The sequence below is a fragment of the Paeniglutamicibacter psychrophenolicus genome (assembly GCF_030812255.1).
GTDB lineage: Bacteria > Actinomycetota > Actinomycetes > Actinomycetales > Micrococcaceae > Paeniglutamicibacter > Paeniglutamicibacter psychrophenolicus_A.
Window position 1 is genome coordinate 1 of sequence record NZ_JAUSSH010000006.1, and the last position, 15,744, is coordinate 15,744.

The following is a 15,744-nucleotide window of genomic DNA, read 5'->3' on the forward strand; positions in this document are numbered from 1 at the left end:
GGGCTCCCCCACGTCCTGTTGCCCCGGCACCTGGATCCCGAGCAGATCCCCCGCCGCAACGCCTACTGGCCGCAAAACCAAACCACCCTCTTCTAAAACCAAACCAGCCTCTTCTAGGAAAACGCGGTCCCACCCGCGGCGGGAAGTCCGTGATGCCGCAGTAGGCTGCTGCCCGCACTCGATGACGCAATGCAAGCCCCCATCGCCTACCTGGGACGTGTTCTTGCGGTCGCGGGCGGCATCCTCGGAATCGGGGCCCTCGCGGCAGTTGCCGCCCCCACCACTCCAACGTGTAACCGCTTCGGTGCGGGTCTCCAACCGACGTCGACATGCGCTGCATTGCTTTACGCCTCGGTGACCCGGGGTTCGGGCATATCTGCTTCCCCGGCAGCTGCCCGCGGCCGGGTCGGCCCATGCCGTCCCTCGCATCCGGCCCGCTCCCCGATGGTCCACCAACGGCATAGGGTGCCGGTTCCCTTCTCCGCTGGAGAAGGGAACCGGCACCCTATGCGTGGCCGTTCAAGGGTCCTTGCCATGGCCCGGACCCGGATGTGGAATCAGCCTGCTTGCGCGGCCTTGACCAGTTCGTTCACCGATCCGAAGAGCGGGTGCCCATCAGCCAGCCCGGTGATCTTCTCGGTGGCTGCTTCACTCGTGTTTCCCGCCAGGATCACAGCCATTTCGGCGGCCTCGGCGTCTTCCGGGTCGTTGAACCGCAATGCGGCGGCCATGGCCTCGAGCAGCGCCACCGGCTTGATGCCGTTCTCAGCCAGCTCGGCGGCCGGGCCGATGAACCGCTCGTGCCGGCTGAGCTTGCGCAGCGGCGCCCGGCCCACGCGCACCACGGTGTCGGGCAGGTACTCGTTGGAGAACCGGGCCAGGATCTTTTGCACATAGGCCTCCTGGTCGCCCTCGGCAAAGCCGTGCTTGGACACCAACAGTGACTTGGTTTCCGCCAGCACCGCGGCAACCTTCGTAAAGACCCGCGGGTCGGCCATCGCCTCGGAGATCTTCTCCAGGCCGGCGGCAAAGCCCAGGTATGCCGTTGCGGCGTGCCCGGTGTTCACGGTGAAGAGCTTGCGCTCGATGTACGGACCCAGGTCCTCCACGAACGTCGCGCCGCCGATCTGAGGCACGGCATCCCCGAACGGGGTCTTGTCGATGACCCACTCGAAGAAGGTTTCCACCGTGACGTCCAGGCCCTGGCCCGGCGCCTGGTTCGGCACGATGCGATCCACCGCGGTGTTGGCGAAGATCGCGTTGGCGTCGATGGCCTCCGCAGCGGCGGCGCCGTCGGCGCGCACCGCCGCTTCAAGGATGTCCGTGGCATTGATGGCGTTCTCGCACGCCATGACCTGCAGCGGCGCCAGCGCGGCATCGCGCTTGGCGATGCCGGCGGCAATTAGCGGGGCGACGAATTTCAGGATGTGCGGTCCCACGGCGGTGGTGACCATCTGGGCGGTGGCGATCTCGTCGATGACCGCATCGGCCTGGGTCGAGGAATTCAGCGCGCGGAAGTTCTCCACGGTGCGCACCTTCGGATCCTGCCCGACCTCGTGCACCTGGTAGCTGTCGGCCGCATCCAGCGCGCTGATCAGCGCGTCGGCCACGTCGGCAAACACGATCTCGTAGCCCGCGTCGTGCAGCAGCAGCCCGACGAATCCCCGGCCGATGTTCCCGGCCCCAAAATGTACTACCTTCACGATGCGTTGACCTTTCCGAAGATGTCCAGGATTTCCTCGCGGGTGGTGGCGGTTTCCAGCCGTGCCACCTGTGCCTTGTCAGTGAAGACCCGGGCGATCGAGGACAGGATGGCCAGGTGCTCGTTGTTCAACCCGGCGATGCCGACCACAAACTTGACCTCCTTGCCGTTCCAGTCGATGCCCTCGGGGTAGCGGATGATCGACACCGCGGAGCTGGCGATATCGCCCTTGGCCTCGTTGGTGCCGTGCGGGATGGCCAGGAAGTTGCCCATGTAGGTGGACACCGAGGCCTCGCGGGTGTGCATCGAGGCCACGTATTCCGCGTTGACCGCACCGCGTGCCAGCAGCAGGGCGCCGGCCTCCTCGATGGCGGCATCGCGCGAGGCGGCGGTGCCGGTGAGCACCACGCTGTCGGCGACCAGCACCTCGCGTGCCGGGGCCGCGGGTTCCTGCTCCGGGGAACCGGAAACGGCGGCCCCGGTTTCGGCAGGGGCGGCCGCATGCTTGGCCGCGTGGGCCGCGGCACCGGCGTGTTCGTCGGTTGCCGAGGCTCCGGCACCTGCTGCCGCGGCGCCCACGGAAACGGATTCCGCCGGTGCGGCGTTGCGGGTGCGCACCAGCTCGACGATTTCCTCGTAGCGCGGGCTGTTCATGAAGTTGTCCACCGATACGTGCACCGCGCTGGCCGTCACGGGCGTGGCACGGGCCGCGAGGTCCTGGTGTGTGACGACGATGTCGTAGGTGTCGGTCAAGTTCGCAATGGCCGAGTTGGTGACCTTCACGTCGACCAATCCGGCCTTCTTGAACATATTGCGCAGCACCGAGGCGCCCATGGCGCTCGATCCCATGCCCGCGTCGCACGCGAAGACCACGTTGTTCACCGGGCCGGAGGCGGCATCTGCGGCGAAGGCGAAGCCCACCGAGCTCTTCTTGCCCTTCATCGCTTCCATCTTGGCCGCGGCTTCGCCGAGCTCGTCGCCCTCGGGGGCCTTGGAGATCTTCAGCAGGAACGAACCGATCAGGAAGGAGACCACCGTTGCGGAAACCACCGAGAGCGCGACGCCCAGGTAGCTGTCCGAGGAGGTCATCGCGAACACGGCGAAGATGCTGCCCGGTGCGGCCGGGGCGCGCAGGCCGGCGCCGGTGAGCACCAGCATGAAGATCCCGCTCATGCCGCCGCCGATGGCGGCCAGGATCATGACCGGCTTCATCAGGATGAACGGGAAGTAGATCTCGTGGATGCCGCCGACGAACTGGATCAGCGCCGCGCCCGGTGCCGAGGCCTTGGCCAGGCCCTTGCCGAAGATCGCGTAGGCCAGCAGGATGCCGAAACCCGGGCCGGGGTTGGCCTCAAGCAGGAAGAGGATGGACTTGCCCTGCTCGAGGGCCTGTTCGGTGCCCAGCGGAGTGAGGATGCCGTGGTTGATGGCGTTGTTCAGGAACAGGACCTTGGCCGGTTCGATGAAGATGCTGGTCAGCGGCAGCAGTCCGTGGTTTACCAGGAACTGCACCACCGCGCCGGCACCGTTGGAGAACGCGACCACCAGCGGGTTGACCAGCAGCATGCCGAAGATCGCCATGATCGCCCCGACGATGCCGGAGGAGAAATTGTCGATAAGCATCTCGAAGCCCGGCTTGACCCGGCCTTCCCAAGCGGCATCGAGCTTCTTCATGACCCATGCCGAGAGCGGGCCCATGATCATCGCGCCGATGAACATCGGGATGTCGGCGCCCACCACCACGCCCATCGTTGCGATCGCACCGATCACGCCGCCGCGGACCCCGTGGATCATCTTGCCGCCGGTATAGCCGATCAGCAGCGGCAGCAGGTAGGTGATCATCGGGCCCACCAGCAAGGCAAGCTGTTCGTTGGGCAGGAACCCGTCGGGAATGAACAATGCGGTGATCAACCCCCAGGCGATGAACGCCCCGATGTTGGGCATGATCATCCCCGAGAGGAAGGTGCCGAACTTCTGCACCCCGACCCGCAGGCCGCCGCGGGTGGCAGCCTCAGTTTGTGTTGCCATGATTCTTCCTAATCGTTAGTCCTGCGCCGTCGCAGGGAAGGAACCGACGTGTGAAGACGGTTATGTCGTCTTGGAGATGCGATGCAGCCATTCGAGGAACATCTTCATTTCGGTGTTGGAAAGTTGCTGCGGGTTCGAGGACTCCAACGCGGCGTTCAGCGCGATGGCGGCCACGACGACCGAGGAGGCACCCACCGGGGTGGCGGAGTCGGCAATGCCGGCCTCCGAGGACACCGCGGTGATCACGGCATCGCGCGTCATGTCGGACAGCTCGAAGTTCCGCTCCTTCTCCGGCTCGGAGATGAGCATCAGGGTGACCCCGATGTTCGCCGCCATGATGCTGCGCACCGCGTCGGCCGGGGGCACGTTCAGGTGCCCGGCTTCTGCGGCCCGGTCGAGCTTCCCGCGCAGCAGCGCTTCCGCCTCCGAGACCCTGTTGGATCGGTTTCCGGGCCTGACCTTGCCGAACATCACCAGGTAGAGGTGCGGTTTCTCGATGCCGAAGCGCACGTGTTGGTCCCACATGCGCCGCACGTCGTCCAGCGGCTTCCCGGTGGGCTCAAGGTCCATTTCACTGGCCACGTACTGCTCGAAACCCACGGCAACGACCGCGTCGAACAGGCCTTCCTTGTCCCCGAAGTGGTGGTACAGCGTCGGCGCCGTGACCCCCGCCAGCTCGGTGATCTTCCGGGTGGAGACCGGAGCCCCGTCCGAATTGGCCAAGAGCTCGACGGCTGCCTGCAGCAGTCGCTCCCTCGGCGGAAGCTGGATGTCTAGACTCATGACTGCTACCCTAGCACCTATAGCATTGCTATATGAAGGGGATCACAGCTTGAGTTTATGCTCGAGTCCTGCGTGATCATCGTCTGCATCGCGCAACGGACAACCCAAGAGCAACCCACGGGAACGAGGAACTCAAGTGCAAAACTTCTCCGGAGTGGGCGTCATGCCCGGACGCGTCATCGGAACCATCCGGCACATGCCCCCGGCGCTTTCCGAACCGCCGGCCGGCGAGAAGCTCGATGCATCGGTCACCGCGGAGCAGGCCATCGCCAGACTCAAGGAGGCCGCGGCGTCCGTGCAGGCGGACCTGCGCACCCGCGCCGCCACCGCCAGCCCCGAGGCCAAGGCCGTGCTGGAGGCCACCGCGCAGATGGCCACCGACTCGATGCTGCTCAAGGGTGCCAACAAGCTGATCAACACCGGCCTTTCGGCCGAACGCGGGATCTGGGAGTCCGGCGAAACCGTCGCCCAGATGCTCATCACCCTCGGCGGCTACATGGCCGAACGCGCCACCGACGTGCTGGACGTGCGCGCCCGCATCGTGGCCGCGCTGCGCGGGGTCCCGGCCCCCGGCATCCCCGATTCGACGGACCCGTTCATCCTGGTGGCCGAGGACCTGGCACCGGCGGACACCGCCACGCTGGACCCGGCCAAGGTCATCGCGCTGCTGACCACCGGCGGCGGGCCCCAGTCGCACACCGCCATCATCGCCCGCGCCATGGGCCTGACCGCCATCGTCGCCGCCAAGGGCCTGGAGGCACTGGAATCCGGCACCGAGATCTTCGTCGACGGAGCCGCCGGAACCATTTCCACTTCCCCCGGCGACACCGAGCGCACGGCCGTGGACGCCTGGCTGAAGAACGCCGCGCTGCTCTCGGTCTTCGACGGCAACGGCGTGATGGCCGATGGGCACCTGGTCCCGCTGCTTGCCAATGTCGGCGGCGGCAAGGACGCGGTGAAGGCCGCTGCGGCCGGAGCCCAGGGCGTGGGGCTGCTGCGCACCGAATTCTGTTTCCTGGGTCGCGACACCGAGCCGTCCATCGAGGAGCAGGTCGCCGAGTACAAGGCCGTCTTCGACGCCTTCGGGTCCAAGAAGGTCGTGGTGCGCACGCTGGATGCCGGCGCCGACAAGCCGTTGCCCTTCCTCACCGACGCCTCGGAGCCCAACCCGGCCCTGGGCGTGCGCGGCTACCGCACCGACACCACCTCCCCCGGGGTGCTGGCCCGCCAGCTCTCCGCCATCGCCACCGCATCGGCCGGCTCCGAGGCCGAGGTCTGGGTCATGGCCCCGATGATTTCCACTCCGTCCGAGGCCGCCGACTTCGCCGCGATGTGCGCCGACGCCGGACTGGCCACCCCCGGGGTGATGGTCGAGGTCCCCTCCGCGGCACTGGGCTCCGAGGCCATCCTGGGCCAGGTGTCCTTCGCGTCCCTGGGCACCAACGACCTGACGCAGTACACCATGGCCGCGGACCGGCAGCTCGGCCCGCTGGCCGCGTTGAACAACCCGTGGCAGCCTGCGGTGCTGCGCCTGATCGAATTGACGGTTGCCGGCTCCCGGGCCGAGGGCAACCACAAGCCCGTGGGCGTCTGCGGCGAGGCCGCGGCGGATCCGGCGCTGGCCGTGGTGCTGGTGGGTTTGGGCGTCTCGACCCTGTCGATGTCCGCCCGCTCGCTGGCCTCCGTGGCCGCGGTGCTCAAGACCGTCACGCTGGAACGCGCCGGCGAATTGGCGCAGCTGGCCCTGGCCGCACCGAGCGCCGAGACAGCACGCACCGCGGTGCGCGAGGCGCTGCCGGCACTGGCCGAACTGGGCCTGTAGCCAACACCCCGGCACCGTAGGATTGATCCTGCCTGCCCCCCATTGTTTCCCAAATACCTTCGTACACAGGAGAAAACACATGTCCGAACGTCTTGCCACCATCGCCAGCGCCTCCGGCCTGCATGCCCGTCCCGCCGCGCTCTTCGCCGAAGCAGCCGGCGCCCTGGACATCGAGGTCACCATCGCGCCCAAGGGAGCCCCGGAGGACGATGCCCTCGACGCCTCGAGCATCCTCTCGCTGATGACGCTGGGTGCGGCCAAGGGCGATGAAGTGGTGCTGCGCGCATCCGGGGATGGCGCCGAGGCCGCACTGGATTCCCTGGTGGCCCTGCTCGAAACGGACCTGGACGCCGTCTAGCCAACCGCGTCGACCACCGCCGATGGCGTGGATCCCGAGCCGAATGGCCTGGGGCCCACGCCATCGGCGTTTTGCGTTTACGGGCCGCCGGTGCAACTGCGCGGACGGTCACGAAGGCAAGTCGAAGATATCGCAGTTCCGTTGAAAACATTTCGGCAGACCGGGGGATGCCGTTCATGAAACGGACCGCGGTTACCTATCAACCACCAGCTCTCACAAGGTACGGTTGCGCATATCCTGCACGGCTGCGGCCAGCAGACCCGACAGGACGACAGCGTCCCGGTCCGGGCGTCCAATGCGGACCGACCCAACGAATAGTCCAGGTGAGGAGCTCTACATGGAACTGATCTTTGTGCATGGCGCTTTGGTGCGTGACGGGCAGTGGTGGTGGCAGCGGACCGCAGAGCTGCTCCACGAACACACCGGGATCCGGAGCAGGGCCATTGCGTTGCCCTCCTGTGGCGAGGGAGCACCTGAAGAGGTTGCTGGCGGCCTCATTGCCGACGCGGCGGTGCTGCGCGGCGCATTGGCCGAGGTGGACTCCGCAATCGTTGTCGGCCACTCCTACGGCGGCACCGTCATCGCCGAAGCCGGCCAGCATCCGGCCATTGCGCACCTGCTCTATGTGTCGTCGTACCTGCCCGAGGTCGGGCAGTCCCAGGGTGCGATCATGAGCGGCGAAGGCGACCCGGTATCCATCGGCGACAACAGTGACGGCACGCTGAGCGTGTCCGGCTACGACGCAACGTCGTTTGGAGCCCGATTCCTTCAGGACGCAGACGACGAGACCCAGCACCAGGCGTGGGAGCGGGTGACGTCACAGGCTGCCGGGGCATTCATGACCCCGACGAGTGCTGCCGGCTGGGAGGGAATCGATTCAACGTACATCGTCTGCGGGCAGGACCGCAGCACGTCGGTCGAGTTGCAACGCTTCCACGCGAGCCGGGCGACGCACTCCGTCGAACTGCCGACCGGGCACCATCCGTTCATTTCCCGACCCGATCTGGTCGTCGAACAAGTGCTGGAGCTGTTGCAGCGAGGGTGAGTCGTGCGGTGTCCTCTGCCGTGAACGGAGCCTTGGGCCCCTCAGGGCGTGGAACCTGTCGGATGATACTCCTGACAGCCGACGCCACTGCTCGGTGATCCATCGGCACTCTTCGGATCCGGATCCCAGGGCCGCCCCCCACGGACGCATGGGGAGTCCCCGCTGGAGACGACGTTCCGGGCCGTTATACGTCGAGTCGTCCCGGCGGGCAACGTGCCGGTGAGGGCAGCGGTTCCTCCCCGTGGGAGGGAACGAGGGCTGCTAGCCTCGGGTAAATGCGTGTTCCCATTCTGAAATCCGGAGGAATTGCCAGATGCCGCAGGACACCAATTACGACACCTTTGCCGAGGCGTACGCTGCCGAAAACGAATCCAGTCTGCTCAATGGATTCTACGAACGACCGGCAATGCTCAACCTCGCCGGAGATGTCCGCAATCACCGGATTCTTGACGCCGGCTGCGGTTCCGGGCCGCTGGCTGCGGCGCTCGGTGAACGCGGCGCCACCGTGACGGGATTTGATTCCAGCGAAGCGATGGTCAAGCTGGCCCGAAAAAGACTGGGAGCAGGGGCGGAACTGCTCGTGGCCGACCTTGGCCGGCCCCTTCCGTTCGCCGACGACACGTTCGACGACGTGGTTGCCTCGTTGGTCTTCCACTACTTGGAAGACTGGGTGGGCCCGCTGACCGAGATGCGGCGCGTGCTGCGGCCGGAAGGCAGGCTCATCATGTCCGTCAACCATCCGATCCTGTATCCCTGGACAAACCCCGGCACAGACTACTTCAAACCCGTGAAGTACTCGGATGAGCACACCTTCAACGGCCAACCGGCCACCCTGACGTATTGGCACCGGCCATTGCATGCCATGACTGACGCGTTTGCCAGGGCCGGATTCCAGATCGAGGTGCTCAGCGAACCACCGTACTCGACCGATGCGCCCCCGGACATCGTCCCGCCGCAATTCAAGGACCGGGAGTCGTTCCTGAGCTTCATCTTCTTCGTGCTCCGCGCGAAGTGACCGTGGCGCTCCCGGGCTTCGGCGCCTCAGGACCAGATCGCCTGCCTGGGGATCGGCCGATTTGAGCCCGGGTTTGCCACGGGACCCCCACCGCAGGCGGGGCCCCTTGGCCTGGATTTGCGTGCCGTCGGCTCTCGGGAATCGCCGTTCAGGGGACCAGTTCGGCGGCCCGTTCCTCGCCGGCCGCCACAAGTCTGGCGAAGGGGCCATCGGCCTCGCGCAGTTCGGCCGGCCTGCCGCGCTCGACGATCGCTCCGGATTCGAGCACCGCCAACCGGTCGGCGTTTTCCACGGTGGACAGGCGGTGGGCGATCATCAAGGTGGTGCGCCCGACGGCCAGGCGGTCCAACGCGTCCTGCACCAGCGCCTCGGTGGTGTTGTCCAGTGCGCTGGTGGCCTCGTCGAGCACCAGCACCTTCGGGTTGCGCAGGATGGTGCGGGCGATGGCCAGGCGCTGCTGCTCTCCCCCGGAGAAACGGTGCCCGCGTGCACCGACCAGCGTGTCAAGCCCCTCGGGCAGACCGGCGACCAGGTCGGCGATCTGTGCGCTGGCCAGTGCCTTCCACAGCGTTGCATCGTCGGCCTCGGGATCGGCCAGCAGCAGGTTGTCTCGGATCGAGGCGTGGATCAGGTAGGTCTCCTGGGACACCACGCCCACGATCTTGTTCAGGGTTTCCGGGGCGAGTTCGCGGATGTCGATGCCGTCGATGGTGATGCGGCCGCGGCTTGGGTCATGCAGGCGCGGCAGCAGCGAACCCAGCGTGGACTTGCCCGATCCGGTGGGCCCGACGATGGCAGTCGCGGTGCCCGGGGCCAGCTCCAGGTCGATCCCCTGCAGCACCTTCGGCCCGTCGCGGTAGGCGAAGGAGACGCCTTCGAAGCGCACCCGCCCCGCAACGGTCTCCGGGTCAAGCGTCGTCGGGTTCGCCGGCGCCTTGATTTCCGGGTCCATGTCCAGGTACTCGAAGATGCGGCTGAACAGGGCCATCGCGGTGACCCATTGGACCCCGACGTTCAGCAGGCCCATGATGGGGCGGAAGATCGCGCCCTGCAGCGCAGTGAACGCCACCAGCGTGCCGATGGTCATCCCCCCGGAGGTGGCGGGGAAGCCGGCGGCCAGGTAGATGACCGCGGGAATCGCGGCGAACACGATGCCCATGGTGGCCATGCGCCAGCGCCCGGCCAGCTGGCTGCGCATTTCCAGGTCCACGAGCCGGTGCGAGGACCCGGCGAAGCGTTCCACGTCCCGCCCGGTGGTGCCCAGGGTCTTGGCCAGGCGGATGCCGGAGACCGAGAGCCCCTCCTCGATCTGCGTGTACATCCCGGCAAGCTCGGCCTGCCGGGCACTGGTCACGTCGCGGCGCATCAACGCCACCTTGCGCGAAAGCCAGATCGCCGGCGGCAGCACCACCAGCGAGAGCAGGCTCATCCGCCAAGAGAGTGCGGCCATCGCGATGGCGGTGGCCACCGCCGTGGTCAGGTTGGAGGCCACCGAGGTGGCGGTGGAGGTCACCACCGACTGCATCCCGGCGATGTCGTTGGTCAGCCGCGATTGCACCTCCCCGGAGCGGGTGCGGGTGAAGAAGCCCAGCGACTGGGCCTGCAGGTGGGCAAAGAGGCGGGTCCGCAGCGTGTGCATGACCTTCTGGCCCATCTTGGTGGCCATCCAGGTCTGGACCACGCCGATGGCCGCGGTCGCGGCGGCGACCGCCACCAGCCCGCCGGCAAGCCAGGCGAGCAGCGCGGTGTCCTGGTGCGGCAGCGCGTCGTCGATGATGGCGCGGATCAGGAACGGCTGGGCCAGTCCGATGACCGAGGCTGCGGAGATGAGCAGCACGACGACGGCGATGGTGAACTTGTGCGGCTTGAAGAGCGCAGCGATCCGGGCCGGTTGCACCGGGTGGAGCTTGACCTGCTTGAGGTCCGCGGGGTTCAGGCGGGCGACGGGACCGCCGCGGCCTCCCCCGCCGCCGGGTGCCCGATCGGCACCGGCGGGAATCCCGGCCGATTGGCCCTGGCCCGAACGGGCCGTGCTGGAAGATGAAATCGATTCCAACATATGCACCACCTTTCGTGGTGGTCGTGGGTGCGGGACTCGCACCACGTCATTGATGAGGTTACCTCACTATGTGGCTGCCCGTCAAATCCCCCACCCGCCGGACGGTAGTCTTGAGGGCATGCCAGCCAGCAACAATCCGGCACTTCCCGGTGACCTTTCGGAGCTTTTCCACCGCGCTTTTCGTTCGCTGCGCCATTCCTGGTCGCAGCGCCTTGCCCCCTTCGAGCTGACCCCGCACCAGTTCCGCGCCCTGCACTCGCTCGCGCGCAATGCCGCGGATCCGGCGTCCGCCGAGGGGATGCGGCTCAAGGACGTTGCCGAACGCCTGCGCATTGCCCCGCGCTCGGCCACCGAGGTCATCGACCACCTCGAGGCCAAGGGGCTGGTGGCCCGCAGCGCCGACCCCGTCGATCGCCGCGCCACGCTGGTCACGCTGACTGCCGAGGGGCTCAGGCTGACCGAGGAAGTCCGTGCGGCACGCCGCGAACACACGGAGAGCTACTTCGGCCGGATCGATGCGCAGGAACGGGCCGAGCTGGCCCGCATCCTGGGAAAGCTCGGCGGCCACCCGGAGCGCTGAACGCGTTGCGCGGGAACTCCCCGGCGACCGGATCCTAGTTCTCGGACTTGCCCCGGCGCCAGTACCCCATGAACGCCACCTGCTTGCGGTCCATGCCGGCCTCGCGGACCAGGTAGCGGCGCATGCCCTTGATCATTTCCGCCTCGCCGGCCAGCCAGGCGTAGAACGGCTGGGTGGAGGCGGTGGCCGTCTCCCAAAGGATCTGCGAGTCGACGTCGACGTCCTCCGGGTCGGCCCCGGGCATTACCGCGCCGGCGGCGGGAATCGCCACGACGTCGCACACCGCGGCCGCCAGCAGCTCGCCGTGCGGGTGGGAACCGCGCGGCAGCCACTGCACGGACACGCCCGAGCGGGTCGAGGAACCCTGGATGTCCCCGGTGTCGGGAACCTCGATGAGCGCATGCCCGGTGATCCCGGCCGGCAGCGATTCGAGGATCGAGCAGATCGCCGGGGCAGCGGTCTCGTCCCCGGCCAGCAGGATCCGCTTGGCCGAGCCGGGGCGGAACTCGATGCCGCCGTAGTCGGGCCCGCACAGGCCCGCGTTGGGACCCAGCAACAGCAATTCGTCCCCGGCCTTGGCCCGGGCCGCCCACACCGTGGCCGGGCCGCCGGCCAGCTTGCCGTTCTCTGTGCGCAGGTGCAGCACGAAGTCGATGTCGATCTCCGCCTCCGTGCCGCGGTTGTCCCGGTGGCCCGCCGGGCGCAGGGCACGGACGGTGTAGGTGCGCATGGCGCCGCGGGATTCGGCCGGCAGCGCGAGCCAGCGCCGGTACCAGCCCGTGGCCTCCGCCCGGGAAAGCCAGGCGCCCGGGCGCAGCGATGCGAATTCGGCCGGCAGCCCGGCAGCCGGGAGACCGGGTTCGGCGGCCGGCTGGATCATCAGCTTGATGCGCAAATCCAGCGGGGAATCCCCGGCGCCGAAGTGCGCCAGGTCGGCCCCGGCCAGGGTGATGCGCTTGAAGTTCTCGCCGATGCCCTGCACCGCGACCACGTGCGTGGCGAAGGCCAGCATCTCGCTGATCTCCTCGGCGCGTTCGGGCACATCCGGTGCCGCGGGCGCCGGGGTGTCCGCTTCGGCGGTTGCGGGCACGGTGCCGGTGGTTGCCTCGGCCAAGGAATCCGTGGCGGCATCCGCAACGCCGCCGGCCTCGGGGCCTGCGGTTCCCGGTGCGGCCGCGGCGGCACCGGCCGCGGGCACCTCTGACGGCACGGGACCGGCTTCGAGCCGGGCGTCGGGATTCGTGGTGCGGTGGATGCCCTTGGCCGCCAGCACCGACTCGGCGCGCAGCACCCGGTGCCGGCCGATCGGCAGCACCAGCGGGGTGCCTGCCACCGGGTCCGGGATGACCCGGCACGGCATGCCGAAGACGTTTTTCACCATCTCCTCGGTGACCACCGCCGCGGGGTGTCCGGCGGCAACGATCTTGCCGTGCTTCAGCGCGATCAGGTGGTCGGCGTAGCGGGCGGCGAGGTTGAGGTCGTGCAGCACGATCACCACGGTGGTGCCGCGGGTGCGGTTCAGCTCGGAGATCACGTCGAGCACCTCCAGCTGGTGGGCGACATCCAGGTAGGTGGTCGGCTCGTCGAGCAGCAGCAGCTCGGTTTCCTGCGCCAGCGCCATGGCGATCCAGACGCGTTGGCGCTGCCCGCCGGAGAGCTCGTCGATGGGCCGCTCGGCCAGGTCGGTGGTCCCGGTGACGGCCATGGCGCGGGCCACCGCGGCCTCGTCCTCGGAGGAGAATCGCTTGAACCAGCCCTGGTGCGGGTAGCGGCCGCGGCCGATCAGCTCGCGCACCGTGATCCCGTCGGGCGCGGTCGGGGTCTGCGGCAGCAGGCCCAGCATCTTGGCGACCTCGCGGGCCGGGCGGGTGTGGATGTCCTCGCCGTTGAGCAGGACCTTGCCCCCGGCGGGCTTCAGCAGCCTGGACAAGCCGCGCAGCAGCGTGGACTTGCCGCAGCCATTGGCTCCCACGATGATCGTCACCTCGCCGGTGGGCAGCTGCAACGAGAGCTCGTCGACGATGCTCACCGCGTCGTAGGCGAGTGTGAGGTCCTGTGCTTCGAGAAGTGCCATGGAAACCCTCAGGTTCCTTCCTTGTTGGAGCGCACCAAGACCCAAATCAGGAATGGTGCTCCCAGTGCGCCGGTGACGACGCCGACTGGTAATTGTATGTCGGGCAAGATGTTGGTGGCGATGAACGTCGCCGCGGTGACCAGCAGCGCGCCGATGCCGGCGGCGGAGCCCAGGTGGCTGCGGCCATTGCACAGGCGCAGCGCCAGCGGCCCGGCCAGGAATGCGACGAACGCCAGCGGGCCGGTCACCGCGGTGGCCACGGCACACAGCCCGACCCCCAGCAGGATCAGCCCCAGCCGGGTGGATCGCACGCGCAGCCCCAGCCCGGCGGCGGTGTCGTCGCCCAGTTCCAGGATCCGCAGCTTCGCCGCGGCGGGCAGAAGCAGCGGCAGCAGGATCGCCAGTGCCGCCCCAAGCATTCCGGCCCGCTCCCAGGTGCTGGCGGACAGCGACCCGGTGAGCCAGCGCAGTGCGTCGGAGGCCATGCGGATGTCGGTGCGGGTGAGCAGGTAGGAGATGATGCCCTGCAGCATCGCGGCGACCGCGATTCCGGCCAGGATCAGCCGGGCCCCGGTGTGCTTCCCGGCGTCGGCAATCGCGTAGATCAGCAGCGCCACGGCCAGGGCGCCGGCGCAGGCGATCAGCGAAAGCCCGATCCCCTGGGCGCCGAAGAACAGCATCCCTGCCACCGCGGCGGCGGACGCCCCGTAGCCGACGCCGATCACGTCGGGGCTGGCCAGCGGGTTGCGCAGCATGCGCTGGAAGATGGCCCCGGAGGCGCCGAACGCGGCCCCGGCCAGGATCCCGACGGCGGCCTGCGGCAGCCGGTCCTCCCAGAGCATGAAGGAGACCCCCGGAACGCGTTCGCCGGACAGGGCGGCGAGCAGCTCGTCGAGGGCGATGGGGTGGCGTCCGGCCACCAGGTTCAGGAGCACCGCAACCAGGATGCCGGCGGTGGCCAGCAGGTTCACCCGGGCCACCGGGCCAATGCGGCGCTTGGTCCGGGGCGTGGATTGGCGCGGGGCCCGGGGCATGCGCCGGGGCTTGGGCCGCGGCGCGCCCGGAGGCAGTCCGCCGGATGGCGCGCCGGAAGCCTCGGCCCGCTTCATTGCCGGCGCAGCCTCGGCGGTGTCGCCAACCCGGGAGAGCATCTGGCGGCTCACAGCGTGACCTTCCTTCCGCGGCGCAGCAGCCAGAGGAACAGCGGCGCGCCAATCACCGCGGTCATGACCCCGACCTGGATTTCCGCCGGCGGGGCGATGACCCGGCCCAGCACGTCGGCACCCAACAGCAGCACCGGGCCGGCCAGCATGGACAGCGGCAGCAGCCAGCGGTAGTCCCCGCCGGCCAGCACGCGGATCGCGTGCGGCACGATCAGCCCGACGAAGCCGATGGGCCCGGCCAGCGCGGTGGCCGCGCCGCAGAGCAGCACCACACCCGCCGCCGACATGGCACGCCCGCGGCCCACGCGGAAGCCGAGACCCACGGCCGTGTCGTCGCCCAGGGCCAGTGCATTGAACAACCTGGCACCGGCCAGCACCGCGATCGCGCCGAGCGCCAGGAACGGGGCGACGGAGAGCATCTCGGGCACCTCGCGGGCGCCGAGGGTGCCGACCTGCCAGAACCTGAAGCGGTCCAGGGCCTCCTGGCCGATCATCAGCACGGCGTTGGTCAGCGAGCCGAGGCCCGCGGCCATGGCCGCACCGGCCAGGGCGAGCTTCAGCCCCGTGGCGCCGTCGCGGCCCAGCGATGCCACCAGGTAGACCAGCAGCGAGGCGCCCGCGGCCCCCACGAAGGCGAAGAGGATGTAGCCGTGCAGCGTGGTCACGGCGAAGAAGTGGATGCCGGCCACCACGGCCAGCGCGGCCCCGGCGTTGACGCCCAGGATGCCCGGGTCCGCCAGCGGGTTGCGGGTGATGCCCTGCATCCCGGCTCCTGCGAGCCCCAGGGCGGCGCCGATGAGCAGCCCGGCAACGGTGCGCGGGATGCGCGAGGCGACGACCGCGTGGTCCCCGTTGGCCGGGTCCAGGTGCACCAGCGCATCGAGGACCGTGGACGGGGCGATGGGCCGGGCACCGATGAGCAGGGACAGGAAGAGCCCCAGGGCCAGGGCCGCCGCCAGGAGCAGTCCGAGCACCGGCGCGGGCATGAGTCCGGGGCGCCGGGCGGGCGCGGGGGAATCGGTTTTCTGCGCGGACAGCGGCAGTGCCCCGGACGTTCGTGATCCGGATGGTGGAGCGCTCATGGATTGTCCACCCGGTTCCGGGCGGAGGCGCGG

12 protein-coding genes are annotated in these 15,744 nt (G+C 68.6%); 5 read left to right on the top strand and 7 right to left on the bottom strand.

Features of this window, described 5'->3' with window-relative positions; genetic code table 11:
* Positions 1 to 557 precede the first annotated feature (557 nt).
* Genes J2T21_RS09965 through J2T21_RS09975 form a run of 3 tightly spaced genes read right to left on the bottom strand, consistent with a single transcriptional unit; the run spans position 558 to position 4,513 of the window.
* Positions 558 to 1,703 (bottom strand): mannitol-1-phosphate 5-dehydrogenase, encoded by a 1,146-nt coding sequence (locus tag J2T21_RS09965; RefSeq protein ID WP_307580970.1) that lies wholly within the window; start codon positions 1,701 to 1,703, stop codon positions 558 to 560.
* A complete protein-coding gene (locus J2T21_RS09970) occupies positions 1,700 to 3,730 on the bottom strand; it encodes a PTS mannitol transporter subunit IICBA (protein ID WP_307580972.1) in 2,031 nt (676 codons plus the stop codon). Before J2T21_RS09970 ends, J2T21_RS09965 begins: the two co-directional genes overlap by 4 nt.
* A 60-nt stretch (positions 3,731 to 3,790) precedes the next feature.
* Positions 3,791 to 4,513, bottom strand: coding sequence for a TetR/AcrR family transcriptional regulator (locus tag J2T21_RS09975; RefSeq protein ID WP_307580974.1), 723 nt, complete (start codon positions 4,511 to 4,513; stop codon positions 3,791 to 3,793).
* 136 nt (positions 4,514 to 4,649) lie between these two features.
* Between J2T21_RS09975 and ptsP the strand changes: the two genes are divergently transcribed.
* The 4 genes from ptsP to J2T21_RS09995 all read left to right on the top strand — a co-directional run bounded on the left by ptsP (position 4,650) and on the right by J2T21_RS09995 (position 8,753).
* Positions 4,650 to 6,335, top strand: a complete 1,686-nt coding sequence (ptsP, locus tag J2T21_RS09980; protein WP_307580977.1) for a phosphoenolpyruvate--protein phosphotransferase — start codon at positions 4,650 to 4,652, stop codon at positions 6,333 to 6,335.
* 79 nt (positions 6,336 to 6,414) lie between these two features.
* Positions 6,415 to 6,693, top strand: coding sequence for an HPr family phosphocarrier protein (locus tag J2T21_RS09985; RefSeq protein ID WP_071216729.1), 279 nt, complete (start codon positions 6,415 to 6,417; stop codon positions 6,691 to 6,693).
* Positions 6,694 to 7,030: 337 nt separating this feature from the next.
* Positions 7,031 to 7,738 (top strand): alpha/beta hydrolase, encoded by a 708-nt coding sequence (locus J2T21_RS09990; protein WP_307580979.1) that lies wholly within the window; start codon positions 7,031 to 7,033, stop codon positions 7,736 to 7,738.
* A 313-nt stretch (positions 7,739 to 8,051) separates the two neighbouring features.
* Complete coding sequence (locus J2T21_RS09995; protein ID WP_307580981.1) at positions 8,052 to 8,753, top strand: class I SAM-dependent methyltransferase; 702 nt, start codon at positions 8,052 to 8,054, stop codon at positions 8,751 to 8,753.
* Positions 8,754 to 8,901: 148 nt separating this feature from the next.
* Here the strand turns inward: J2T21_RS09995 and J2T21_RS10000 are convergent, their stop codons facing one another.
* Positions 8,902 to 10,812, bottom strand: coding sequence for an ABC transporter ATP-binding protein (locus tag J2T21_RS10000; RefSeq protein ID WP_307580983.1), 1,911 nt, complete (start codon positions 10,810 to 10,812; stop codon positions 8,902 to 8,904).
* A 118-nt stretch (positions 10,813 to 10,930) separates the two neighbouring features.
* Between J2T21_RS10000 and J2T21_RS10005 the strand changes: the two genes are divergently transcribed.
* Entirely contained in the window at positions 10,931 to 11,392 is a 462-nt protein-coding gene (locus J2T21_RS10005) for a MarR family winged helix-turn-helix transcriptional regulator (RefSeq protein ID WP_307580985.1), read from the top strand.
* A 34-nt stretch (positions 11,393 to 11,426) separates the two neighbouring features.
* Here J2T21_RS10005 and J2T21_RS10010 read toward each other — a convergent pair whose 3' ends face one another.
* The 3 genes from J2T21_RS10010 to J2T21_RS10020 are packed head-to-tail and all read right to left on the bottom strand — an operon-like array spanning position 11,427 to position 15,711.
* Positions 11,427 to 13,466 (bottom strand): SIP domain-containing protein, encoded by a 2,040-nt coding sequence (locus tag J2T21_RS10010; protein WP_307580986.1) that lies wholly within the window; start codon positions 13,464 to 13,466, stop codon positions 11,427 to 11,429.
* An 8-nt stretch (positions 13,467 to 13,474) separates the two neighbouring features.
* Positions 13,475 to 14,629, bottom strand: a complete 1,155-nt coding sequence (locus J2T21_RS10015; RefSeq protein WP_307580987.1) for a FecCD family ABC transporter permease — start codon at positions 14,627 to 14,629, stop codon at positions 13,475 to 13,477.
* Positions 14,626 to 15,711: a FecCD family ABC transporter permease gene (locus J2T21_RS10020; protein ID WP_373457915.1), complete on the bottom strand. Its 1,086-nt coding sequence runs from the start codon at positions 15,709 to 15,711 to the stop codon at positions 14,626 to 14,628. Before J2T21_RS10020 ends, J2T21_RS10015 begins: the two co-directional genes overlap by 4 nt.
* Positions 15,712 to 15,744: the final 33 nt, after the last annotated feature.